Genomic DNA, 22,936 nt, shown 5'->3' on the forward strand with positions numbered 1-22,936 from the left:
TATTTCAATGACATTGCAGAACCTCTCGCCAGGGCGCGGCAGGAAGCGGCGAGGGCGCATGGCGTCCGCGCCAGCCGCCCGCCGCTTTCCTTCCACCCTGCTACGCCAATGAGCGGGTGCGTTACCATTGCGTTTTTAGCGTTACGGACCTCTCCATGCAGCTCACTCAAGTCAGGGCCGTCATTACCGGCGGCGCCTCCGGCCTCGGTCACGCAGTGGCCCAGCATCTCGTCGCGAACGGCGGCCACGTCGCCCTGTTCGATGTCAACGAAGACAAAGGCCAGGAGGCCGCCAGTTCGCTGGGCGGCAACGCACGTTTCTTCCGCACCGACGTTACTTCCGAAGAAGGCGTGGCGGCGAACGTTGCCGCAGCCCGCGATGCCATGCATGGCCTGAACGTGGTGGTGAACTGCGCCGGCATCCTGGGCGCCGGCCGCGTGCTGGGCAAGGACGGACCGATGGCGCTGGGCCAGTTCGCCAGCACCGTGATGGTGAACCTGGTCGGCAGTTTCAACGTCGCCAAGGCCGGCGCGGCCTTGATGCAAGGCAATGAAGCGGGCGAGGACGGCGAGCGCGGCGTGATCATCAATACCGCCAGCGTTGCCGCCTACGAAGGGCAGATCGGCCAGGCCGCCTATTCCGCTTCCAAGGGCGGCGTGGTGGGCATGACCTTGCCGATGGCGCGCGAACTATCGCGCTTCGGCATTCGCGTGGCGACCATCGCGCCCGGCATTTTCTGGACGCCGATGGTCGACGGCATGCCGCCGCAGGTGCAGGAATCGCTATCGGCTTCGATCCCGTTTCCGTCGCGCCTGGGCAAGCCGGACGAGTTCGCGTCCACGGTGGCGTTCATCCTGAGCAATCGCTATATCAACGGCGAAACAATCCGCCTGGATGGCGCGGTGCGGCTGCAGCCGAAGTAAGAAACAGGCAGCGGGAACAATTCAAGCAGCGCGGGTCGATGCGTTACGTGCTGATTCCGCCGCCGTCTTCTTTCAATGATCCGCGCACTTTTCCAACTCCTTTTTTTCCTCTTCATTTCTTAGCCAAGACCCCATGAAAGCTTCCGACGTCAAGAAAGGCAACGTGGTCGAACACGACGGTACCGTGTATCAGGTTCGCGACATCGAACGCAGTTCGCCGACCGCGCGAGGCGGCAACGTCACGTTCCGTTTCACGCTGTATTCGATCCCCGGAGGGCGCAAGTTCGACCTCAGCCTGCGCGCCGACGATGACCTGAAGGAAATGGAACTCACGCGACGCGCCGCCAATTTCTCGTACATGGACGGCGATGCTTACGTGTTCATGGACAACGAGGATTACACGCAATACACGCTGGGCCCCGAACTGATCGGCGACAACGCCGGTTTCATCGTGGAAGGCCTGGAAGGCTACTACGTGCAGGTGATCGACGACGCGCCCGTCGGCCTGCAGGTGCCGACCAGCGTAACGCTGACGGTGGTCGATACCGCGCCGGAACTGAAGGGCGCCAGCGCCACCAAGCGCACCAAGCCGGCCAAGCTCAACACCGGCATCGAAATCCAGGTGCCCGAGTACATCACCAATGATGAGAAGGTGTGGGTGAATACGCTGACCGGCGAATTTGCCGGCCGCGCATGAATTTTTCCGGCGGATAATTCTTCGCAGGCGCGCTTGATCCTGGCCCTCTTCCCCGCAGGGAAGAGGGCATCGCTCGGAGCAAGCGAATGCGCTTTTCGTTCAAGCGACAGGCGACACCGTCCATGCGCTGAGGCAGAATCGGCGCATCCACGGCATCGTTCCCCACCATGTCCGCCCGAGCCTATTCGCTACGCACCAGCGTGCTGCAAAGCCTGACCGCGACCAAGCGTCCGGACGTGCCGCCGTGGGTGGTCCTGCGCAATACGGCAGCCGTAGCGCTGCCGCTGGCCATCGGCATGCTCAGCGGCCACCAGGAAGCAGGGCTGGCGATCGCCGCGGGCGCGCTGGACACCATGTTTTCCGATCAGCCCGGTCCCTATCGGCAACGGCTTTGGCAGTTGTTCCTGGCCTCGCTGGCGGCAGGGCTGGCATCGCTGTGCGGATTCCTGATCGGCGGCGACCTGATACCGATCACCCTGGCCACGGCGGCCTTCGGCTTCTTCGGCGGGTTGCTGGTGGTGTTCGGCACCGACATCGCGCGGGTAGGCATGACCAGCATGATCCTGCTGGTGGTTACCGCCGCCACGCCCGCCACGCTGCACGAGGCATTGTCCGGGGCGTCGCTGATTTTTGCTGGCGGCCTGTTGCTGGCGCTGTTCTCGGTGGCCGCCTGGCCGTTGCAGCGATATCGCCCGGAGCGCAACGCGCTGGCGACCTTCTATCGCGGACTTGCCGCGCTGGCCCGGCAGCACACCCAGGATGACGCGGACGTGCCCGCCTTGACCGAGGCGATGACCACGCTGCAACAAACCCTGCTCGGCCGCCACCATGCGCGCGGCCGCGCGATGGAAGCGTTCGCCGTATTGCTGGAGCTGGCCGAGCGGATCCGGCTGGAGCTGGTCGCCATGGCCGACATGCACGGCGCTGTGCCGGCCTATGCCATGTTTCGTGCCGATGCGGCGCGCGTGCTGACGGCGGTCGCCGAGGCGCTTGAAGCTGGCGAGCCGCCGGAGCAGGCCGCCCGTGCGCTGCAGACACTGCAGGCCAGCGAGCGCGCGTTGCTGGATGGTTCCGCGCGCAACGACAGCACGGCGACGCACATACACGCGCTCTCCGGCCAGCTCGCCGCCGCGGTACGTAACGCCAACTGGGCCGGTTCGCGCGGCGAAATCCGGGCGGCGGCAGCGGAAACGCGCCTGCCGCGCGCGCTGCGCGGCAACTCGGCGTTCGCTACCCTGCGCGCCAACTTCACCGTGCATTCGGTGGCGTTCCGCCACGCCATGCGTTGCGCGGTGTGCCTGAGCATCGCCCTGCTCGTCTCGCGCCTGTGGCAATTGCCGCACGGCTACTGGTTGCCGATGACCGCCGCGATCGTGCTGCGTCCCGATTTCGCCGCCACCTTCAATTTCGGGCTGCTGCGGGTGGCCGGCACCATCCTCGGCCTCGTGCTGACCACGGCACTGCTATACATCACGCCGCATGACGCCTGGACCCACCTGGCGCTGATGGCCGTGCTGTGCATGGCGTTCCGTTACCTCGCCACCGCGCACTACGGCATCGCGGTGGCGGCGCTGACCGGTACGGTGGTGATCTTTCTTTCGTTCGAAGGCGTGAATTCCGGCACCGCCGTGCTGGACCGCGTCATCAACACCGCGCTCGGCAGCGGCATGGCCCTGCTCGCCTATATCCTGTGGCCCACCTGGGAACGCGGACGTGCGCGCGCGGCGCTGTCGGACATGCTTGACGCCTACGCGGAATACCTGCGCGCGCTGGCGCATCCGGAGCGGCGTGAAACACATCGCGAGGCACGCACCGCGGCGCGCACCGCGCGTACCAACGCGCAGGCCTCGATCGATCGCATGCAATCCGAGCCGGCCACGCCGCTGGTGCTGCTGGAACTGGCCAACGCGCTGTTCCTCAATGGCAACCGCCTGGCCCGCACCGCGATGACGCTGGAAGCCCTGCTGCACGATTGCGACAACCTGCCGGAACAGGCCGAAGTGACCAACTTCATCGACCATGCGGCAACCCAGCTGCATGCCCTGGCGGTCGCATTGCGCAATAGCCAGGCGCTGCCCCCGGCGCCCGAGCTGCGACCATTGCAGCGCAGCCTTTCCAGCTTGCTGGCGATGGCCGACGATCGACCGCGCGCCGAGCAGCTAGTACGGATCAGCGACCGGCTGGTCGACAACATCAACACGCTTGTCCACGTGGCCGGACGCGGGCCGCAGGAGTCCGCGGCCACGGATGACCAGCGCCGCGTGCATCCCTGAGCGGCCTGGCGAAGCGGCGAGAACCCTTCTGCTGCCTCCGCACAGGCCCCCCCGGGCACCGCAGGCGTTACACTTGGCGGATGCTGAAAATCGATACCCACGCCCATATCCTGCCGCGCGACTGGCCCAATCTTGCCGCCAAATACGGTAACGACGCCTTTCCGGTCATGAACCATACCGATGGCCGGCACCGCATTTACAAGGACGGCAAATTTTTTCGCGAGGTGTGGGAATCCTCCTTCGATGCGCAACATCGCATCACCGACTACGCCCGCTTCGGCGTCGACGTGCAGGTGATCTCGACCGTGCCGGTGCTGTTTTCGTACTGGGCACCGGGCTACCAGGCGCTGGAGCTGCATCGGCACCTGAACGATCACATGGCCGACGTGTGCCGGGATTTTCCGACGCACTACGCCGGCATCGGCACGGTGCCGCTGCAAGCGCCGGAGCTGGCGGTGCGCGAACTGGAACGTTGCATCGACGAACTAGGCCTGTGCGGCGTGCAGATCGGCTCGCATTGCAACGAATGGAACCTGGATGCACCGGAACTGTTCGCGTTCTTCGAAGCCGCCGCCGACCTGGGCGCGGCGATCATGGTGCATCCGTGGGACATGATGGGCGCGGCCACCATGCCCAAATACTGGATGCCATGGCTGGTGGGCATGCCAGCCGAGCAATCGCGCGCGGCCTGTTGCCTGGCCTTTGGCGGCGTGCTGGAACGCCTGCCGAAGCTGCGCGTGATGCTGGCGCATGGCGGCGGCAGTTTTCCCTGGACCATCGGACGCATCGAACATGGTTTCCGCATGCGTCCGGACCTGGTCGCGACCGACAATCCGCGCAACCCGCGCGAATACCTCAAGCACCTGTATTTCGATTCCTGCGTGCACGACCCGCAGGCCTTGCGTTATCTCCTGGATGTGACCGGCGTCGAGCGCGTCATGCTCGGCACCGATTATCCTTTCCCGCTGGGGGAGCAGGAGCCGGGCAGCGGCATTGAATCGCTGAAACTGGACGATCCCGCCCGTGCCCGCCTGTTTCACGGTACTGCGCTGGAGTGGCTGGGACTGCCGCAACAACGCTTCGTATCCCAAGCCCATACCCAGGAGCACGCATGAATTTCAGGCACTACTTGGTGCTGATCGTCGCCTTGGCGCTGGCCAACGTCACCGCGGCCCAGGCCGATGAGGTCAGCATGGCGTCGGGCAGCGTGCATTTCAGCACGCCCGCCAGCTGGGTCGGCATCATGCAGGTCGATGGCGATCCCGAAGTGCGCGTGTTCCAGGTGCCCGATCCCTCGCCGAGCGCGAGCGATACCTTGGCGCGCGTCAGCGTGTCGGTGAAGCAGGTCGCAAACCTGCAGGACTTCAACGACTACGTCAGCGGTGCCGTCGGCAAAGCCAAGAGCCTCAAGGATTACCAACCGGGCAACAGCGCGCCGAGCGACCCGAACAGCTTTGTCTATACCGCCCGCGAGAGCGGCACGCTGTACACCTACGTCGAGCGCTACTGGTTCCGTAACGGCCATGCGATCCAGCTGCGTTGTGCGCGGCCGTCCGCAAGCCAGGCCGGGCTGTCCTGGGCCACCAGCTTCGACAAAGGTTGCCTCGGCATTGCCGCCACATTGAATTCGTAATCGCCACACGTCCAACCGGAAGCAGCACGAACCAAGCTGGAAGCCCTGATGTCCTCACCTTACGAAGCCACTGTCGCCTGGGCCCAGGCCCAGGACGCCGCCGATCCCTTGCGCGCATTCCGCGACGAATTCCTGATCCCGCCGCATGAGCATGGCGACAGCCATTACTTCTGCGGCAATTCGCTGGGCCTGCAATCGCGCGCCGCGCGCGAGGCGGTTGAAACGGAACTCGATTATTGGGGCGAACTGGGCGTGGAAGGCCACTTCAAGGGCCGCCTGCCGTGGATGGACTATCACGAGTTCGTGCGTGATCACCTGGCCGAAGTCGTCGGCGCGCAGCCGATCGAAGTGGTCGCGATGAATACGCTGGGCGTGAACCTGCACCTGATGATGGTGAGCTTCTATCGTCCCACCCCCGATCGCCACGCGATCCTGATCGAGGCCGGCGCCTTTCCCACCGACCGCTACGCGGTGGAGTCGCAGATCCGCTACCACGGTTTCAGTCCATCTTTGTCGTTGATCGAATTGGAAGGCGACGAGCCGAACGGCACCCTGTCCACGGCCGCGATCGAGCGCGCGCTGGCCGAACATGGTTCGCGCATTGCCTTGGTCATGCTGCCGGGCGTGCAATACCGCACCGGGCAGGCGTTCGACCTCAAGGCCATTACCGGGCTGGCGCACAAACATGGCTGCACCGTGGGCTTCGATCTGGCGCACGCCGTAGGCAACCTGCCGTTGCAACTGCACGACAGCAACGCTGACTTCGCGATCTGGTGCAGCTACAAATATCTCAACGGCGGCCCTGGCGCGGTGGGCGGCGCCTTCGTGCACAGTCGCCATGCGCAGGCCGCACTGCCGCGTTTTGCCGGCTGGTGGGGCCACGACAAGCACACCCGTTTCCAGATGGGGCCGGATTTCGAACCGACGCCCGGCGCGGATGGCTGGCAGCTGTCCAATCCGCCGATCCTGTCGCTGGCGCCGCTGCGCGTGTCGCTGGAAATCTTCCATCGCGCCGGCATCCAACGGCTGCGCGAAAAATCGCTGCAGCTTACCGGCTACCTGGAATGGCTGGTACGCAACCAGCTGGCCGACGTGCTCGACATTGTCACGCCGGCAGAGCCCGAGCGCCGTGGCGCACAGTTATCCATCCGCGTCTTGGGCGGCCGCCCCCAGGGGCGCGCGCTGTTCGAGCACCTTGTCGAACGCGGCATCATCGGCGACTGGCGCGAACCGGACGTAATCCGGATTTCCCCGGCACCGCTCTACAATCGTTTTGTGGATTGCCTGACGTTTGCCCAGGCCGTGCGCGGCTGGAAAGATGCTACCTGAGTAACAGCGAGACTCTCGCAATTGTTCTTGCATACTCCCCGACTCAGCTTTACACCCATTCATTTCCGTAAATATCAAATGAAATTGATATCCATTTTTTTGCAAGCTTCCGAACAAGATCGCAATCAATGTCGAAGCCACCGTTATTCTTGCAATGTATTCCCATGAAAAACTCAATTTTACCACCCGTCAAAGCAATACTTTCGAAGTAAGCATCATTGCTCAAGTATGGCTCACCCACCTGTTTCAGCAGAAAGTTTTCAGGGTAGTCAAATCCGTCCACACTTAAAGGAAATGACACATAGGTCTTTTGATAACCCCCCTGAAGGGCTGCACCTCTTTTTGTTTTACGCGGCTCACCTATGGAATGAACAACATTCGCCTTCAGTGGTAGCGCCTCAACGATATCCTTTGCAGCGATGGTTGGATGCGTGATTCGAAGCGAGGCACTAAACAAAAATTTATTTTTCATAAATAATCCTCCCAATTGCCGTGATCGACAGCATCACCATTACTGTCACCACCCCATATGCGTCCATCCGGCGATACTCCGGTCCAGTCCTTCGGTCCTGCACCAATACCATCTTTAATATTGTGCACGTCATCCTTATCCCACCCATAGCGCCCTTTGGCATCGTCGATAGGGATCGTCCCCGGAGGCACACCTTTGGGCTTTGATTCAGTAGATTTATTAGCATAGCCATGAGGAGCGTATATGTCCGAAGGCGCTGCCAGTCCAGCATGACAATATGGTGACCGACAAGACGCCATATTCTCTGGGTATACCAAACCAAGGAAAAGCACCAGCCAGGGATTGGGCACCGCGATCGCTGTGACACGAATCTCTGGCAAAGACAAAGGACGCGGTACTGCGATGCTATTTACCGTGACGACGGGCACTTCGTTCACAACTCCAACGCCGCCCGAGCCTCCGCCACTTCCATTACCACTACTTCCTCCTGAAACAAACGATGGTAATCCACCACCTGGCGACGAATCATTCCCGCAATCTTGCGTGGGTAACGAGTGTTGCGCACCGCCGCCAACACTTGTGGACGGTATGCATGCACTCATTCCCGTTGAATCGAGATACGTTAGCGGATTGTCTTTTGCATACACGTAACGGTTGAAGTTGTACAGATCGCCTACTTTCGCCGGCACCGGATCAATTGAGATGAAGCGACCTAGATCCGCATCGTAGTATCGCGCCTGCATGTAGGTGAGCCCTGTCAGCGGATCTTCATAACTTCCGGTAAAGCCGGGCGCTTCTTGTTTGTCGTGCTGCTGCATAGCAGCACCGTAGGCTTTGTAGTCGGTTTGCAATACCACATTGGCGTTGGCATCAGTCATGATGACGTTGCTGCCAAGGCGATCGGTATGTACGTAGTAGACTGAGTCGGTAACAGCCGGTGCGATAGGAATGGCGTATTCACCTGAACCTGAAAGCAGGGTGTAAGAAATGCCTTTACCGAACGGTGAGCCGTAGACATATAGGCGCTGCCCACCGTATTGCTGACGCGCTGCAATGGTGATAGCGATAATGAAGCGACTGTTGGAATTGCGGTTTTCGCATGCTTGCGACACCTCCGGCTCGCTTGGCTGATCGACATTGTAGGTGCCTAGCTTTACGCCGCCTTTCCCCGCTTCACCTCCCACGTACACATCTACTTGAGGCGAAGAGAGCGTCAGAGTGTAGTACTTCCAGCAGGCCCAGCCCTTGAGTAGGACTGCACCATTACCGTCGCCGAACACACCATCGACGTTGCCAAGGGTGATGGGAACAGCTTGAGCATGGCCGATACATGGCGTAAGTAAAGCGCCGAACACCAACGGCAACCACGACCTCCTTTGTTTTCCATACATGGAAACGCTCCCTCCCTGACTTCATGGATTATGGCCGGTCTATCTGCGAGATAGCGCCAAGACGTACTGACTGCATGCCGATAGGGGCCCTAGACAAATGAAAATTAGCCGCCCCCAAACGGGTATATCCTGAGCCATACGTGATATTCAATCGCTCTTCACTGTCATTTATGTTATGTCCGTTATCGGGCACTTACCTGATCACCAATCTTAAACCGCCACAACCTATTGTTTTTTTTGATGACGCAATGCGAAAGAATAGTAATTCAAAGAAAACTCTTCGCTACGGATATCTCATCTCCCTTCACAGCCATTCCGAAAGCGACTACGGAACAACTAGTGATCCTTGAGACCGCTCGTCCTGAATTCGCCGGCGTAATGAAAGTGCTAATCGGCTTATAGTGCCGAATATAGATGTTCTGGAGCGACGAGATGGAGTGATCCCATGGTTTCACGAGTGGCGTGAGGGGTTCTACCGCACGCCACTCCAAGATGTCGCGAGGAGGCTTTCGCGAGCAGTAACTGATTCGCGTCGACTGCATCCGGCTCAAGCCCCCATGCAGGGAGAGCGACTATCAACAGTTACGTTACGTGACGATGCTTTGCGGATGGCGCACCTGTCCATCCCCGCGCACCACGAACCGCTCCACGGTCAGCGCCTCCGCGCCCATCGGCCCGTAGGCATGCAGGCGCGTGGTCGATATGCCAATTTCCGCGCCCAGGCCAAGTTCGCCGCCGTCGGAAAAACGCGAGGATGCATTGACCATCACCACCGCCGAGCGGATCGCCTGCACAAATCGCCGCGCGGCGCTTTCATCGCGGGTGACGATGACTTCCGTGTGATCGGAACCGAAGCGCTGGATGTGACCTACCGCTACGCCGAGGTCATCAACCACGCGCACGGCGAGAATGAGATCGAGGAATTCCGCCGCGTAATCTTCGTCGCTGGCCGGACGCATGCCCGCCACCACAGCGCGCGAACGTTCGCAGCCACGCAGTTCCACGCCGCGCTCTTCCAGCACGCGCGCTGCCTTGGGCAGGAACGAGGCAGCGACGTCGCGATGCACCAGCAGCGTCTCCAGCGCATTGCAGACACCGGGGCGCGAAGTCTTGCCGTCAACCAGCAGGTTCAAGGCCAGTGCTTCATCCGCCGCGGCGTCGACATACAAATGGCAGACGCCTTTGTAGTGCTTGATGACAGGCACGCGCGCATGTTCGGCCACGAACCGGATCAAGCCTTCGCCGCCGCGCGGAATCGCCAGATCGACGATATCGCTCAGTTGCAGCAGCTCGACCATCGTCTCGCGCCGGAGGTCTTCGATCAGCGTCAGCGCCGCGGCCGGAATGTCATGCCGTTCCAGCACGTCTTGCAGCACGCGGCCGATCGCGAGATTCGAATGCATTGCCTCCGAACCGCCGCGCAGGATGACTGCGTTGCCGGCCATCAGGCACAGGGCTGCCGCGTCGGCGGTCACGTTGGGACGCGCCTCGTAGATCATCGCGATGACGCCGAGCGGAATGCGCACGCGCTCGATATCCAGGCCGTTGGGGCGCGTTTCGCGGCGCGTGACCAGGCCGACCGGATCGGGCAGCGCGGCGACCTCGCGCACGGCGCCGGCCATGCCGATGACTCGCGTGTCGTCCAGGCGCAGCCGGTCCAGCATGGCGCCCTGGACGCCTTTTGCCGCGGCTTGCTGCACATCGCGCCGGTTGGCGGCGAGGATGGCATCGCGGCCTTCCTCCAGCGCCGTCGCCATGTCGCGCAGCAGCTTGCGCTTGCTGTCGCTGTCGAGCGCAAACATGGCCTGCGCGGCGTCGCGGCACGCCAGGGCCTGGGTACGGACCTCGCTCATGTTTCCATCCCTCCTGCCGTCTGCGGATCGATCACCGTGGCGAGATCGTCGCGGTGCACGATCTCGGCGCCATGGCTGTAGCCAAGCAGCGTTTCGATCTCGCGGCTATGGTGTCCCGCCAATCGCCGCACCTCCGCCGCGCCATACTGGCATAGCCCCCGTGCAATGGGCTGCGCGTGGGCATCGACGATCTCGACCAAGTCGCCGCGATGAAACTCGCCGGCTACCGCCAGGATACCGCCGGGCAACAACGAAGCACGCCCTTCAATCAGCGCGCGCATCGCCCCGGCGTCGACCTGGATGTGCCCGTTCCCGGCGGGAGCATGCCGCAGCCAGTACTTGCGTGCCTGCAACCGGTTACCCGCCACGTCGATCAACGTACCACGCAGCCTGCCCTCGCCGAGAGCCTGCACGGTCATCGCTTCCCGTCCACTGAACAAGGCCGTGGGAATGCCGGCGCCGGCCGCCTTGGCGGCGGCTTCCAGTTTGGTGCGCATGCCGCCCGTGCCTGCTTCGGTGCCGCTGCCGCCGGCCATCGCGATGACGGCCGGCGTCAGCATGGGCACGTGCCCGATCGGTTCGGCGCCGGGATCGCGGCGCGGGTCGGCGCTGTACAGCGCGTCCACGTCGGAAGCGATGAGCAGCAGATCCGCATCGACCAGCGCGGCGACGATGGCAGCCAGATTGTCGTTGTCACCGAGCTTGAGCTCGTCTACCGCCACGGTGTCGTTCTCGTTCACGACCGGCAGCACGCCCAGCAGCAGCAACTCGCGCAAGGTTGCGCGCGCATTGAGATACCGGCGCCGATGGCGAAGATCGTCATGGGTGAGCAGCACCTGCGCCACCGGACGTTCCGACAGGCTTTGCCACAAGCCGATCATCGGTGCCTGGCCCAGCGCCGCAAGCGCCTGCCGCGCGGCAAGGCCACCCTCCAACGCGGCGCGTTCGCGCATCAAGGCACGCCCCGCGGCCACCGCACCGGAGGAAACCAGCACCACTTCGCGCCCGACGGCGTGGCTCGCTGTCACGAATGCCGCCAAGCCCTGTGCGTGGCGGGGCGTCAGCCCACCGCCGTCAGCCGCCAACAGATTGCTGCCGACCTTCAATACTGCACGCCGCCATGATGGCAGCGCACGCTCCGGCAATTGGCGCGCGTGGGCTCCGGCCATGGCGGCTATGACGCCAGCGCAGCCAGGCGCTGGCGTAGCACCTCCACTTGCAGATCGCCGCCGGCACCGGGCGAGGTACGCGCGGCCAGGCTGGTTTCCGGCGTGCGGCCCTGCCCTGCTTCGGCGGCCGCCTGCGCCGCGGCGCGATAGGCATCGCGGAAAGGAACGCCTGCCGCGGCCTGCTCGATCGCCACGTCGGTGGCGTACATGGCCGGCTCGATGGCGGCGCGCATGGCCGTCTCGTTCCATTGCATGCGCGCCAGCAGGTCCGGCAATAGTTCAAGCGCGGCGAGCCCGTGCGTGACGCCGTGGAACAACGAGCCTTTGGAAAACTGCAAGTCACGCTGATAGCCCGAGGGCAACGACAGCAATTGCTCGATCTCGCAGCGCGCGGCGGCAACCGTGGCGTAGGAAGCCCGGATCAGTTCCACCACGTCCGGATTGCGCTTGTTGGGCATGATCGAACTGCCAGTGGTGTATTCGGCCGGCAACATGACGAAATTGAACTCCGCCGTGGTGAACAGCGAGAGATCCCAGGCCAGCCGGCGCGCGTCGAGCATGGCGCTGCCGAGGCTTTCCATGGCGGCCATTTCGAACTTGCCGCGCGACAGCTGCGCGTAGATCGGCGAAACCTGCATGCGCGAGAAGCCCAGCGCCTGGGTCGTGTGTGCCCGATCAAGCGGCAGGTTCACGCCGTAGCCGGCGGCAGTGCCGAGCGGGTTGGCATCCACCCATGCCGAGGTCTGCCGGGCGCGCCAGGCATTGTCGATAAACCCTTCGGCAAAGCCGGCGAACCACATCGCGGTCGATGACACGACGGCGCGCTGCAGATGCGTATAGCCCGGCAACGGCAGGGCCGGTTGCGCGGCGCGTTGCAAACATACCTCGGCAATGGCGCGGCAATGGGCTTCCAAGGCAGCGAGCTTTTCCTTCAGCCACAGGCGCGTGGCCACCAGGACCTGGTCGTTGCGGCTGCGTCCTGTATGCACGCGGCGGCCGGCGTCGCCGAGGCGTTCGGTAAGCCGCGCCTCGATCGCCGAATGACCATCTTCATAGCGTTCGTCCAGTACGAACTGTCCGGCGCGAAAATCGTCCGCCAGCGTATCCAGTTCGCGCTTGAGATCCTGCAGCTCCTGCGCATTGATCACGCTGATGTGCGCCAACCCTTCGACGTGCGCCTTGCTGGCAAGGATGTCGTGCAGGAAAAACTCGCGATCCAGCAGCACGTCGTCGCCGGCGAGGAACTTCATGATCTTGGCGTTGGTTTCGACGCCGGCTTTCTGCCAAAGGAGATCGGTCATGATGGTCAGTCTCTTTGTTTGATTTCTCCCTTCTAAGTGAAAGGGATCGATCGTGTAGCGTTGTGAATAAAAACAGGGCACTTCGCAGACGGCTTCCAAGCTAAGGCGCTTGGGCGCAGCTCGCCTTCACCGCATTCCCGGGAGAAGGCGCTGGTCATCTATCGACAGGAATGGATGTGTATTCATCGATGCCGATGGCCCGGTTGATGTTTTGCATGGCTTGCGTCGCCGCGCCTTTGAGCAGATTGTCGAGCGTCGCGACCACGACAACGCGCTTGCCGTCGGCCGACATGGCGAAGCCGCCAAGCTCGGCGTGATGCTGGCCGGCGATCCGGCTGACCCACGGCGCCTCGTCCAGCACGCGCACCAGCTTTTCGCCGGCATAAGCGCGCTGGTAAAGCGCCTGCACGTCTTCACGCTTGTACGGACGGGAAAGATAGAGATTGGTGGTTACCGTCAGGCCACGGAAATGCGGTGCGACGTGCGGCATGAACTCCACCGGTATGCCGAGGTGGCGGCTCGCTTCCTTCTCATGCATATGCCCGGTCAGCGAATACGGCATCAGGTTATCGCGCAGCTTTTCCGGGTTGTTCTTGTCCGAAGGCGTGGTGCCCGCTCCCGAATAGCCCGAGACGCCGAAGCACACCGGCGGCGCGGCCAGCACGTCCTTGAGCGGCGCAATCGAAAGCTGGATCGCGGTGGCATAGCAGCCAGGGTTGCTGATGCGCGTTTCGCCGCGCCATTTGGCGCGCGTGAGTTCCGGCAGACCGTAATACCAGCGCGGATCGAAGCGATAGTCCGCGGAAAGATCGACGATCACCGGCTGCTTGCCGGCGGCATCGAAAGCGTCCACGCATTCCGACGCCTTGCCGTTGGGCAGCGCCAGCACGACGATGTCGGCATCCAGCGCGGGGAGACCTGCGGGCGCCGGCGCGGTGTAACGCAGCTCGCCCCGGTACTCGGCGACATGCGCATCGACGCGCTGGCCATCCAGCTCGCGCGATGAAACATAAGCCAGCTCCAGCGCCGGATGCGCGGCGACCAGCCGGATCAGTTCGGCACCGGTATGGCCGCGTGCGCCGACGATGCCGACACGTTTCATGGAAGTAGCCATGGCTGTCAGTCCACCAGGGTTGGTTGGCGCACGGCGCAATGAGCGACGCAGCGGGCGATCGTGTCGAAACCGTCCAGGCCGTACCAGAACACTTTCCAGCGTTCCTGCTTGTAGCAGCCGTCGGATTCGGCGTAATAGAAATGGTTGATCGGGTTGCCGTGGCGCGAACGCCAGAACAGGCGCGGGTTTTCCTCGCGCATCACCAGCCACACGGCGCGGCCGAGGCCTTCGCCTTGCGCATCGTCGAGCACGGCGAATTTGTCGAGGTAGATCAGGCCGGCCTCTTCGGTAAGGATCATCGCCACGCGATAGTTCTCGCTGACATAGATCCGATACGGCCGGGTGCGCTCGAAATAATCGTCGACCAGTCGCCGGCCGAAGCTGGATTCGATCAACGTGCGCATGCGATCGCGATCCACGCCTTCCCAACTGTCGTAACGGAAGACTTTTTCGCCACGCCGCACCAGCGTGCCGGATCCTTTGTGCGTAAACAGCTCCTTCGCCAACTCGGCGGGCCGCGTGATCGATACCGACGAGGTCAGCGGCAGGCTTTGCAGCAGGTCGGCAATCTGCTCGATCTTGACTCGCATGCCACCGTTGATCCATGGCTGCTGCATCAGGTGATCGAACTCGGTGCTCAGGTTGATCGAATCGATGATCTGTCCCTGGCCGTCGAGCAGGCCGCCGGTACCGGTCAAGAAGATGATCTTGTAGGGCTGCAGCACGCGCACCAATTCGTTGGCGGCGAAATCGGCATTGATATTGAGAAACTGGCCTTCGTCGGTCTCGCCCAGGCTGGCGATGACCGGGATGGACCCGGCGCGCAGGCTGGCTTCGATCGGCGCAAGGTTGATGCTGTCGACCTTGCCGACCATGCCGTAGGCGTCTTTATCCAGGAAGCTGGACATGAACACGCCCGATGGCACCGAGGTGGCGCGGGTGTCCATCGCCTGCAGCGCTTCGACCAGACGCAGGTTCTGCTGCTGAAACACGCGCCGCACGATGCCCAACGCCTTGGGCGAGGTCACGCGCAGGCCGTTGATGGTCTGTTTGGTGATGCCGGCCGCCTGCAATTCCTCGTCCAATTGCGGGCCGGCGCCGTGCAGCACGATCGGCGTCAGGCCGACCTGTTGCAGGAACGTCAGCGAAGAGGTCAGGTCGGCCAGTTCATCGCGCAGCACCGCGCCGCCCACCTTGACCACGGCAAAGCGCTTCGCGTCCAGCTGCGAAAAACGCTTGAGGTATTGCTGGATTTCCTTGGCGCTGCCCATGGCCGAAAGCAGGCGCACAATGGTCTGGCGGGTATTCTTATGCGATTCCACGGTTGACGATCTCGTAGAGGGTTTCGGCGTAGGTGTGCAATTGGTCCAGCGCGACCCATTCGTCGGCGGTGTGGGCCTGGGCAATGTCGCCCGGACCGTAGACGAACGAAAGGTAGCCGCCTGCGGAGAACAGCGCCGCCTCGGTCCAGAAATTCACCGCGTTGCCGACCGGGATGCCCAGCTCGTCGGCGATATCGCGCGCCGCCAGGCGCCTTGCTTCCGCATTGGCGATGTCGCCTGCCGGCAGGGATGCGCCGCGGAAAAGTTCGGTGAAGGCGGCCGGTTGTGGTTCGACCAATTGGCGAAAATCCGCCAGCAGCCGATCCGGATCCATGCTGGGCAGCGGCCGGAACCCAAAACGCACCTCGGCGGTTGGAGCAATCATGTTCGCCTTGATGCCGCCTTCGATGCGCCCGATGTTGAAACGCAATCCAGTCAGGCCGCCGAAGCGCTCATGCGCCTGGCGCTCGACATAATCCAGCGCCGCCGAACCCCAGCGCATGGCCTGGTGCACGGCGCTATCGCCGGGGCGCTGCTCGCCTGAAGCATGCCCTGCCCGTCCCGCGAAACTCATTTGCACCGAATGGATGCCGCGATGCGCCAGCACCGCTTCGCCGCGCGTCGGCTCGGCCACGATCACGGCGTCGTAGTCATGGCCTTCTTTCAGGAACGCGGCGATGCAACGCGGATCGTTGGCTTCTTCGTCGGTGGAGAACAACAGCGCCAGGTTGCCGGCGGTGGCATTCGCGACCGCGATCAGTGCCGCCGCCGCGCCTTTGATATCGCAGGCGCCCAGGCCGATGGCGCGATCGTCCGTTACCTGCAAGACATGCGGGTCGGTGGTCCAGTGCGGCGAATCCGGCACGGTGTCCAGGTGCACGTTGAACAGGTAGTTCGGTTCGCCGCGCACGGCGTGCAGCGTGACGGCGCCGGCGCCATGATCGGTCACCGTCACCTCGAAGCCCGGCAACTGCTCGCGCAGGTAATCGAAGATGCCGCCCGTACCGATCGCGCGCGGCGGATTGCGGGTGTCGAACGAGACCAGGGCACGCAGATGCGCCAGCGTCGCCTCCAGCAATGCGGGCCGTTCGAGTTCGGCACCGCCGGAGCTTGTGTTCATCGATTGACCTCAGCCCACAAGGTGCTGCTCATGCCGAACAGCTTGATGAAACCCTCGGCCTCGGCCACGCCCCAGTCGGCTGCCTGGGCGTAGGTGGCGCCCTTGGCGTTGAGAATATGGCCCGATTCCACCGCCACGGCGTTGACAATGCCACCGCTGGTTTCGAGCATCACCTCACCATTGACGACCGACTGGCTGGAAGCCAGGAACGCTTCGAGATCGCTCTTCAACGGATCGTGGAAGAAACCTTCGTACACCAGCTCCACCCATTTGCGCGCCACCTCCGGCTTGAAGCGATTCTGCTGCTTGGTCAACACGGCTTCTTCCAGCGCGCGATGCGCGACCAGCAACGCGGTGAGACCCGGCGCTTCGAAAATGATGCGGCCCTTCAAGCCGATGGTGGTGTCGCCGGTATAGATGCCACGACCGACGCCATACTGCGCCAGCAGCCCGTTCAACTTGGCCAACAGCTGATGGCCGGCGATCTTTTCGCCATCCAGCGCCACGGCTTCGCCGTTGACGAAGCTGATCGTCAGGCGCAGCGGTTTGGACGGCCATTCGGCGCGCGGCTTGCACCAGCCCACCGCGCCTTCGCCCGGGGCCTGCCAGCGGTCGATCTCGCCGCCGGACATGGTCAGGCCGAGCAGGTTTTCGTTGATGGTGTAGGCCTTTTGCTTGGCGCGCACGCCGAAGCCGAGATCTTCCAGGTATTTCTGCTCGTAGGCGCGCACTTCGGTGTGTTCTTTCTGGATCTCGCGGATCGGCGCCACGATCTCGTAGTCGCCCTGGGCCTTGACCGCCAGATCGAAGCGCACCTGGTCGTTGCCCATGCCGGTGCACCCATGCGCGATGGCTCGGGTGCCCAGCTCGGCACAGCGCTTGAGCGCGGCATCGACAATCAGATAGCGATCGGACACCAGCAGCGGGTACTGACCTTGGTAACCCTCGCCCGCCCACACGAACGGCTTTACGAACCCGTTCCAGATCGCCGGACCGCCATCGATGGTGACGTGGCTGGCCGCTTTCAGTTCCTTGGCGCGCGCTTCGATGAAAGCACGCTCCTGGGCGTCGACGCCGCCCGTATCGGCGAACACGGTATGCACGGCCCAGCCGCGTTCCTGCAAGTAGGGAATGCAGAAGCTGGTATCAAGGCCACCGGAAAAGGCGAGAACGATATCTTTGCTCATGATGCGAAGTCCAAAAGGCGTTAATGGAAAAGAGGTTTACGCGGATTCGATGACAATGCGCGGCTCGCAGCGCACCGGAAAATTGACGGAGTTAGCGATAAAGCAGGCGCGGTGGGCATCCTCGTGCACCTTCGCGGCGCGTACCGGATCGCTATCGGCGGCGATCGTTACGCGCGGTCGCAACACCACTTCTGAAAAGCGTCCGTCATGGGCGCGCTCCAGCAAGCTGCCGACGGCTTCGTCGACATAAGCGGTCACGATGACGCCCGCTACCGCTGCCAGGTGCAAGTACCAGAGCATGTGGCAGCTCGATAGCGACGCCACCAGCAAGTCTTCGGGATTGTGCCGGGTGCCATCGCCACGGAAGGCGGCGTCCGAGGAACCCGCGATCACGACTTTACCGGCGACCCGCACCTCGTGTTCCCGGCCGTAGCCTTGATAGGTCCTGGTGCCGTCACCGCGATTTCCGGTCCACACGACTTGCACCGGATACGAATGGTGTTTATCCACCATGGCGGCGCTCCTCGGCCTGCCGCATCAGTGCCGCCAGCTCGGCATCGCGCCGGCCGCCGCGCTCGGCCAATCCGTTTCTGACCCCTGCACGATTGGCTTCAGGATGGTTCTGGCTCAGCTTGAATTTGCCTTCGATGCGCTCGATGGCGATTTCCAGGCCGACGATCGCCGACAGCATTTTCTCGATGTGATCTTCCGGCGCGTCGCTTATTTGCCACGGCCTGGGTTGCGTGGCTTCGTGGCGGTCGGTGAGCCGTTCCAGCAAAGCGCGCAGCCAGGTTCGGTCATGGGTGACATGCAGGCGGCCATGCACATGCACGACGGCGTAATTCCATGTGGGCACTTCGCGACCGGTCTCGTGTTTGCTCGGATACCAGTTGGGGCTGATATATCCGTCCGCCGCCTGGAAAATCACCAGCACCGGCGCACCATCGGCCGCCGCCAGTTCGTTGCCGCGCGCAACGTGTCCCTGCAACGAACCGCCATCGACCAGCTCGAACGGCAGGTGATTGGCGGCCAACCCATCGGCGCCATGCGTGACGATGGTGCCGAAGGGATACTCGCGTATCAGCGCATGCAGCACCGCTGCGCGCGTTTCATGAAAGGAAGCGGGAAGGTACATGGCGTGGCCCGCGATCAGTGCTGCGCCAGTAACGAGGCCATGACCGCCTTCTGCACGTGCAGGCGGTTCTCGGCTTCGTCGATGGCGATGCAGGCCGGCGAATCCATCACGGCATCGGTGGCCTTGATGTTCCGGCGCAACGGCAGGCAATGGCTGAAGACACCGTGGTTGGTCAGCGCCATCTTTGCTTCGTCGACGATGAAGTGCCGGTGGGCGTCGCGGATCGGCTGCTCCGCTTCCCAGCGACCGAAGAACGGCAGTGCGCCCCAGCTCTTGGCATACACCACATCGGCACCGCGATAGGCGTCCTCGATGTCGTGGCTGACCTTGAGCGAGCCGCCGTTTTCCCTGGCGTTCTGCGCGCCAAAGGCCATGTAGCGCTCGTCGAGCACATAATCGGGCGTGGGACAGAGCAAGGTGACATCCATGCCCATCTTGGTGGCGATCAACAAGGCGGAGTTGGCGACTGCCGTGTTCAACGGCTTGGGATGATAGGTCCAGGTGAGCACGTATTTGCGACCGCCCAGGTCGCCGAAGCGCTCCTTCAGTGCCAGCGCGTGCGCCAGTTCCTGGCATGGATGGGTGATGGTTTCCATGTTGATCACCGGCACGCTGGCGTGCTGCGCGAAAGCCTTGATGACCGCGTCTTCGCGATCGACCGACCAATCCTGGAATTTCGGAAAGGCGCGCACCGCGATCAGGTCCACATAACGGCTCAATACGCGCGCCACTTCGGCAATGTGTTCTTCCGCCTCGCCGTCCATCACCACGTTTGGCCGGAACTCGATCGGCCATGCATCCTTGCCCGGCGAAAGCACAATGGCGTGGCCGCCAAGATGGAAGGCGCCCAGCTCGAAGCTGGTGCGGGTGCGCATCGAAGGATTGAAGAACAACAACGCCACCGATTTCCCGGCGAGCTGTTGCCCGCGCGGCGAACGCTTGAAGGCGGCAGCCTGCGCGAGCAACGCATCGATCTCGGCGCGACTGTAATCCTGGGTGGTGAGGAAATGGCGAAGCGGCATCGTTGACTCCAGTGCGGAAAAACAAAAAACCCGGCGCGAGGGCCGGGTTTAGTCGTCGTATTACTTATGCAACGTGGCGACAGCCTACCCGGCCGAATGTCGGTCCAGCGGTCGGCGCGCACGCGAAGTCATGCCAGCGGCCATGCGGGCGCTGGTAAGCACGGTAGCGGTATAGACGGCTGAGGACATGCGGATTCCGGTGGTTGAACATCCATGATGACCGGATTTTCGCTGCTGTGCAACAGCAGCGGCGGAGCGATGGACCGGCTTGGGAACATCGACTTTGTCCGTACCCGCAGGATGGCAATAAACGAAAAAGCCTGCACATGGCAGGCTCGTTCGCTGTTCGGTATGCCGCCGGGATCAGTCAGCGGGGGCCACGTTCACGCGCACACGCAGGCGTTCGCCGGGATCGTAGCTCAGGCGCGACATATAGACATCGCCGTGGTAACGGTATTCCACGTCGTAGCCGATGATCTGGCGCTGCTCGCTGACCTGGGTGGTCGGCTGGCAGACGGTCTGATCGCTGGCGTAGGTCTGTCCACCGCTGGCGACGGTGTTGCCCACGGCGCCGCCGACGACCGCGCCGCCCACCGTGGCCGCCGTGTTGCCACGGCCATGTCCGATGGTGCTGCCGAGCACGCCGCCGACGACCGCGCCCAGCACCGTGCCGATGCCCTTGTTGCTCGGAGTCTGCTGCACGACCTGCTGGTCATAGCATTGCTGGGTCGGCGTTGCCGTGCGCGTTACGCCATAGACGGGATCGACCCGCAGCACGTCGGCCCAGGCGTAATGCGCGTTATCAGGGCCACCGGCACCAGGGGGAGGCGGCGGGTAACCGGCCTGTTGCGCCATCGCGCCCGTGGAAACGGCAAAGCCTGCAAGCAGGGACAGCAACAACATTTTCTTGTTCATGGACAACCTCCGCAAAAGGGGGCGAAAGCGGCTTTCCGCATATGTCGGAAATTGCAGCAAATTCACGCTGAATCCACGCTTAGAACCGCCGCAATTTAGTGCTCCGTTCGAAGCGGTAACCCGGAACTTTTCGGATAATTCGGCGCAGAACGCCCACGGCGGCTAGGCAAGACCTTGATAAGATGGCCGACTTGTTGACTGCACCCACCGACTGCGGGACATCCATGCCGATTTCGCTCTACAACAGCCTCAGCCGACGCATCGAGCCATTCGAGCCGCTCGATCCGGATCGGGTGACGGTGTATCTGTGCGGGCCGACGGTCTATAACTACGTGCACATCGGCAATGCCCGTGGCCCGGTGGTGTTCGACGTCTTGGTCAAGCTCCTGCGGCGCCACTATCGGCAGGTCACCTACGCCCGCAACATCACCGACGTGGACGATAAGATCAACGCCGCCGCGATCGAGCAGAATGTGCCGATCGGCAGCATTACCGGCCGTTTCACGCGCGCCTACCAGGACGACATGGCGGCGCTGGGCATTGCGCCGCCCGACGTCGAACCCTATGCCACCGCCCATATCGGGCAGATCGTGGCGATGATCGAAACCTTGGTCGCCAGCGGCCATGCCTATGCCGCGGAAGGCCATGTGCTGTTCGATGTCGGGTCCTACCCGGGCTACGGCGCGCTCTCTGGACGCGACACGGACGAGCTGATCGCGGGCGCGCGGGTCGAGGTGGCTCCTTACAAGAAGGATCCGGCCGATTTCGTCTTGTGGAAACCGTCGACGTCCGAGCTGCCAGGCTGGAGCAGTCCCTGGGGCCGCGGGCGTCCTGGCTGGCATATCGAATGCTCTGCCATGAGCGCGGCGCACCTGGGCGAGACCATCGATATCCATGCCGGCGGCGTGGACCTGCAGTTTCCTCATCACGAGAACGAAATCGCCCAGTCCACCTGCGCCCACGGCGGCAAGCTGTTCGCGCGCTGGTGGCTGCATAACGGCATGCTGACTTTCGACGGGCGCAAGATGTCCAAATCGCTGGGCAACGTGCTGCACGTGCACGCGCTGCTCAAGGCGCACCCGCCCGAAGCGTTGCGCCTGCTGCTGCTGCGCGGCCATTACCGTCAGCCGCTGGATTGGTCGGACACGGCCATCGCGCAAGCGATCAGCACGCTGGACGGCTGGTATCGCGTGTTGCGCGAACTGGGCGATATCGCGCTCGATCCGGCTCAACCGTGGCCGGTCCCCCCGCGGCTGGAAGCGGCGCTTTGCGATGACCTCAATACACCCCAGGCATTGGCCGAACTGGCCGTGCTTGCCGATACCGCGCGCCAGGCCCCGAGTGCGTCGAGCAAGGCTGCGCTGCTCGGCGGCGGCGCTTTGCTCGGCCTGCTGCAGGTTGATCCCGAAGCCTGGTTCAAGCAGGGAAGTGGCAGCGACATCGATGCCGGACACGTCGACGCCTTGCTGGAAGAACGTCGCCAGGCACGCGCCAACCGTGATTTCGCGCGGGCGGATGCGATCCGCAATGAATTGGGCGTGATGGGCGTAGTCATCGAGGATGGCGCCCAGGGCACGCGCTGGAGCGTGATCAAGCATTGATCAGGCGCGGTTCGGGTGCGGCATGGCGAACCGCGCGATAATGCTCGCATGAATACGATTGCCAACCCCAGCGCCGCCCAGGCCCAGCAGGATATCGCCGATGAGTTCGCCTTCTTCGGCGACTGGACCGAGCGCTACCAATACCTGATCGATCTCGGCAAACAGCTGCCGCCATTCCCCGACGAATGGAAGACCGAGGACTATCGCGTGCACGGTTGCCAGTCGATGGTATGGCTGGTGCCCAGCGGCAACGCCGCGCAGATGCATTTTGACGCGAGCAGCGATTCGGCCATCGTTTCCGGACTGATCGCACTGGTGCTGCGGGTGTACTCCGATCGCCCAGCGGCGGAAATCGTCATCACCGAACCGACCTTCATACAGCAGATCGGCTTGGCCAAGCACCTGTCGCCTACCCGTTCGAATGGTCTGGCGGCCATGCTGGCGAAGTTGAAGGCATACGCGGCGGCGGCGGTGTAAGA

21 protein-coding genes are annotated in these 22,936 nt (G+C 62.9%); 8 read left to right on the forward strand and 13 right to left on the reverse strand.

Going from position 1 to position 22,936, the window contains the following annotated elements:
• Nucleotides 1-155 precede the first annotated feature (155 nt).
• From ISP15_RS08180 to kynU, 6 genes are all read left to right on the forward strand, one after another.
• Nucleotides 156-923 (forward strand): SDR family NAD(P)-dependent oxidoreductase, encoded by a 768-nt coding sequence (locus tag ISP15_RS08180; RefSeq protein WP_404546771.1) that lies wholly within the window; start codon nt 156-158, stop codon nt 921-923.
• A gap of 133 nt (nt 924-1,056) precedes the next feature.
• Nucleotides 1,057-1,620 (forward strand): elongation factor P-like protein EfpL, encoded by a 564-nt coding sequence (gene efpL / locus ISP15_RS08185; protein WP_404546772.1) that lies wholly within the window; start codon nt 1,057-1,059, stop codon nt 1,618-1,620.
• A 167-nt stretch (nt 1,621-1,787) separates the two neighbouring features.
• The gene (locus ISP15_RS08190) at nt 1,788-3,893 is read left to right on the forward strand and encodes an FUSC family protein (RefSeq protein WP_404546773.1); all 2,106 of its coding nucleotides are present in this window, start codon (nt 1,788-1,790) and stop codon (nt 3,891-3,893) included.
• 80 nt (nt 3,894-3,973) lie between these two features.
• Entirely contained in the window at nt 3,974-5,008 is a 1,035-nt protein-coding gene (locus ISP15_RS08195) for an amidohydrolase family protein (RefSeq protein ID WP_404546774.1), read from the forward strand.
• Nucleotides 5,005-5,526, forward strand: a complete 522-nt coding sequence (locus tag ISP15_RS08200; protein ID WP_404546775.1) for a hypothetical protein — start codon at nt 5,005-5,007, stop codon at nt 5,524-5,526. Before ISP15_RS08195 ends, ISP15_RS08200 begins: the two co-directional genes overlap by 4 nt.
• Before the next feature lie 48 nt (nt 5,527-5,574).
• Nucleotides 5,575-6,855: a kynureninase gene (gene kynU, locus ISP15_RS08205; protein WP_404546776.1), complete on the forward strand. Its 1,281-nt coding sequence runs from the start codon at nt 5,575-5,577 to the stop codon at nt 6,853-6,855.
• Between the two features lie 49 nt (nt 6,856-6,904).
• Here kynU and ISP15_RS08210 read toward each other — a convergent pair whose 3' ends face one another.
• From ISP15_RS08210 to ISP15_RS08270, 13 genes are all read right to left on the reverse strand, one after another.
• Nucleotides 6,905-7,327 (reverse strand): hypothetical protein, encoded by a 423-nt coding sequence (locus ISP15_RS08210; RefSeq protein ID WP_404546777.1) that lies wholly within the window; start codon nt 7,325-7,327, stop codon nt 6,905-6,907.
• On the reverse strand, nt 7,324-8,682 hold the full coding sequence (locus ISP15_RS08215) for an RHS repeat-associated core domain-containing protein (protein WP_404546884.1): 1,359 nt from the start codon (nt 8,680-8,682) through the stop codon (nt 7,324-7,326). The genes ISP15_RS08210 and ISP15_RS08215 overlap by 4 nt, the downstream gene beginning before the upstream one ends.
• 623 nt (nt 8,683-9,305) lie before the next feature.
• The gene (locus ISP15_RS08220; protein ID WP_404546778.1) at nt 9,306-10,571 is read right to left on the reverse strand and encodes a glutamate-5-semialdehyde dehydrogenase; all 1,266 of its coding nucleotides are present in this window, start codon (nt 10,569-10,571) and stop codon (nt 9,306-9,308) included.
• Complete coding sequence (gene proB / locus ISP15_RS08225) at nt 10,568-11,740, reverse strand: glutamate 5-kinase (RefSeq protein ID WP_404546779.1); 1,173 nt, start codon at nt 11,738-11,740, stop codon at nt 10,568-10,570. The genes ISP15_RS08220 and proB overlap by 4 nt, the downstream gene beginning before the upstream one ends.
• Nucleotides 11,741-11,745: 5 nt before the next feature.
• On the reverse strand, nt 11,746-13,041 hold the full coding sequence (gene argH / locus ISP15_RS08230) for an argininosuccinate lyase (RefSeq protein ID WP_404546780.1): 1,296 nt from the start codon (nt 13,039-13,041) through the stop codon (nt 11,746-11,748).
• 154 nt (nt 13,042-13,195) lie between these two features.
• Nucleotides 13,196-14,155 carry an N-acetyl-gamma-glutamyl-phosphate reductase gene (gene argC, locus ISP15_RS08235; protein WP_404546781.1) on the reverse strand — a complete coding sequence of 320 codons (960 nt, stop codon included), beginning with the start codon at nt 14,153-14,155 and terminating at the stop codon, nt 13,196-13,198.
• 5 nt (nt 14,156-14,160) lie between these two features.
• Nucleotides 14,161-15,426: an acetylglutamate kinase gene (locus ISP15_RS08240; protein ID WP_404546885.1), complete on the reverse strand. Its 1,266-nt coding sequence runs from the start codon at nt 15,424-15,426 to the stop codon at nt 14,161-14,163.
• A gap of 37 nt (nt 15,427-15,463) precedes the next feature.
• Nucleotides 15,464-16,597 carry an acetylornithine deacetylase gene (locus tag ISP15_RS08245; RefSeq protein WP_404546782.1) on the reverse strand — a complete coding sequence of 378 codons (1,134 nt, stop codon included), beginning with the start codon at nt 16,595-16,597 and terminating at the stop codon, nt 15,464-15,466.
• Nucleotides 16,594-17,787, reverse strand: a complete 1,194-nt coding sequence (locus ISP15_RS08250; RefSeq protein ID WP_404546886.1) for an argininosuccinate synthase — start codon at nt 17,785-17,787, stop codon at nt 16,594-16,596. The genes ISP15_RS08245 and ISP15_RS08250 overlap by 4 nt, the downstream gene beginning before the upstream one ends.
• 33 nt (nt 17,788-17,820) lie before the next feature.
• On the reverse strand, nt 17,821-18,297 hold the full coding sequence (locus ISP15_RS08255; protein WP_404546783.1) for an OsmC family protein: 477 nt from the start codon (nt 18,295-18,297) through the stop codon (nt 17,821-17,823).
• Nucleotides 18,287-18,919 (reverse strand): FMN-binding negative transcriptional regulator, encoded by a 633-nt coding sequence (locus tag ISP15_RS08260; protein WP_404546784.1) that lies wholly within the window; start codon nt 18,917-18,919, stop codon nt 18,287-18,289. The genes ISP15_RS08255 and ISP15_RS08260 overlap by 11 nt, the downstream gene beginning before the upstream one ends.
• Before the next feature lie 14 nt (nt 18,920-18,933).
• Complete coding sequence (locus ISP15_RS08265; protein ID WP_404546785.1) at nt 18,934-19,941, reverse strand: N-acetylornithine carbamoyltransferase; 1,008 nt, start codon at nt 19,939-19,941, stop codon at nt 18,934-18,936.
• A gap of 363 nt (nt 19,942-20,304) precedes the next feature.
• Nucleotides 20,305-20,856 (reverse strand): glycine zipper 2TM domain-containing protein, encoded by a 552-nt coding sequence (locus ISP15_RS08270; RefSeq protein ID WP_404546786.1) that lies wholly within the window; start codon nt 20,854-20,856, stop codon nt 20,305-20,307.
• A 224-nt stretch (nt 20,857-21,080) separates the two neighbouring features.
• Between ISP15_RS08270 and cysS the strand changes: the two genes are divergently transcribed.
• Nucleotides 21,081-22,457 carry a cysteine--tRNA ligase gene (cysS, locus tag ISP15_RS08275; protein WP_404546787.1) on the forward strand — a complete coding sequence of 459 codons (1,377 nt, stop codon included), beginning with the start codon at nt 21,081-21,083 and terminating at the stop codon, nt 22,455-22,457.
• A gap of 48 nt (nt 22,458-22,505) precedes the next feature.
• Nucleotides 22,506-22,934, forward strand: coding sequence for a SufE family protein (locus ISP15_RS08280; RefSeq protein WP_404546788.1), 429 nt, complete (start codon nt 22,506-22,508; stop codon nt 22,932-22,934).
• The last annotated feature ends 2 nt before the right edge of the window (nt 22,935-22,936 follow it).

Source organism: Dyella jejuensis, from assembly GCF_044904675.1.
GTDB lineage: Bacteria > Pseudomonadota > Gammaproteobacteria > Xanthomonadales > Rhodanobacteraceae > Dyella_B > Dyella_B jejuensis.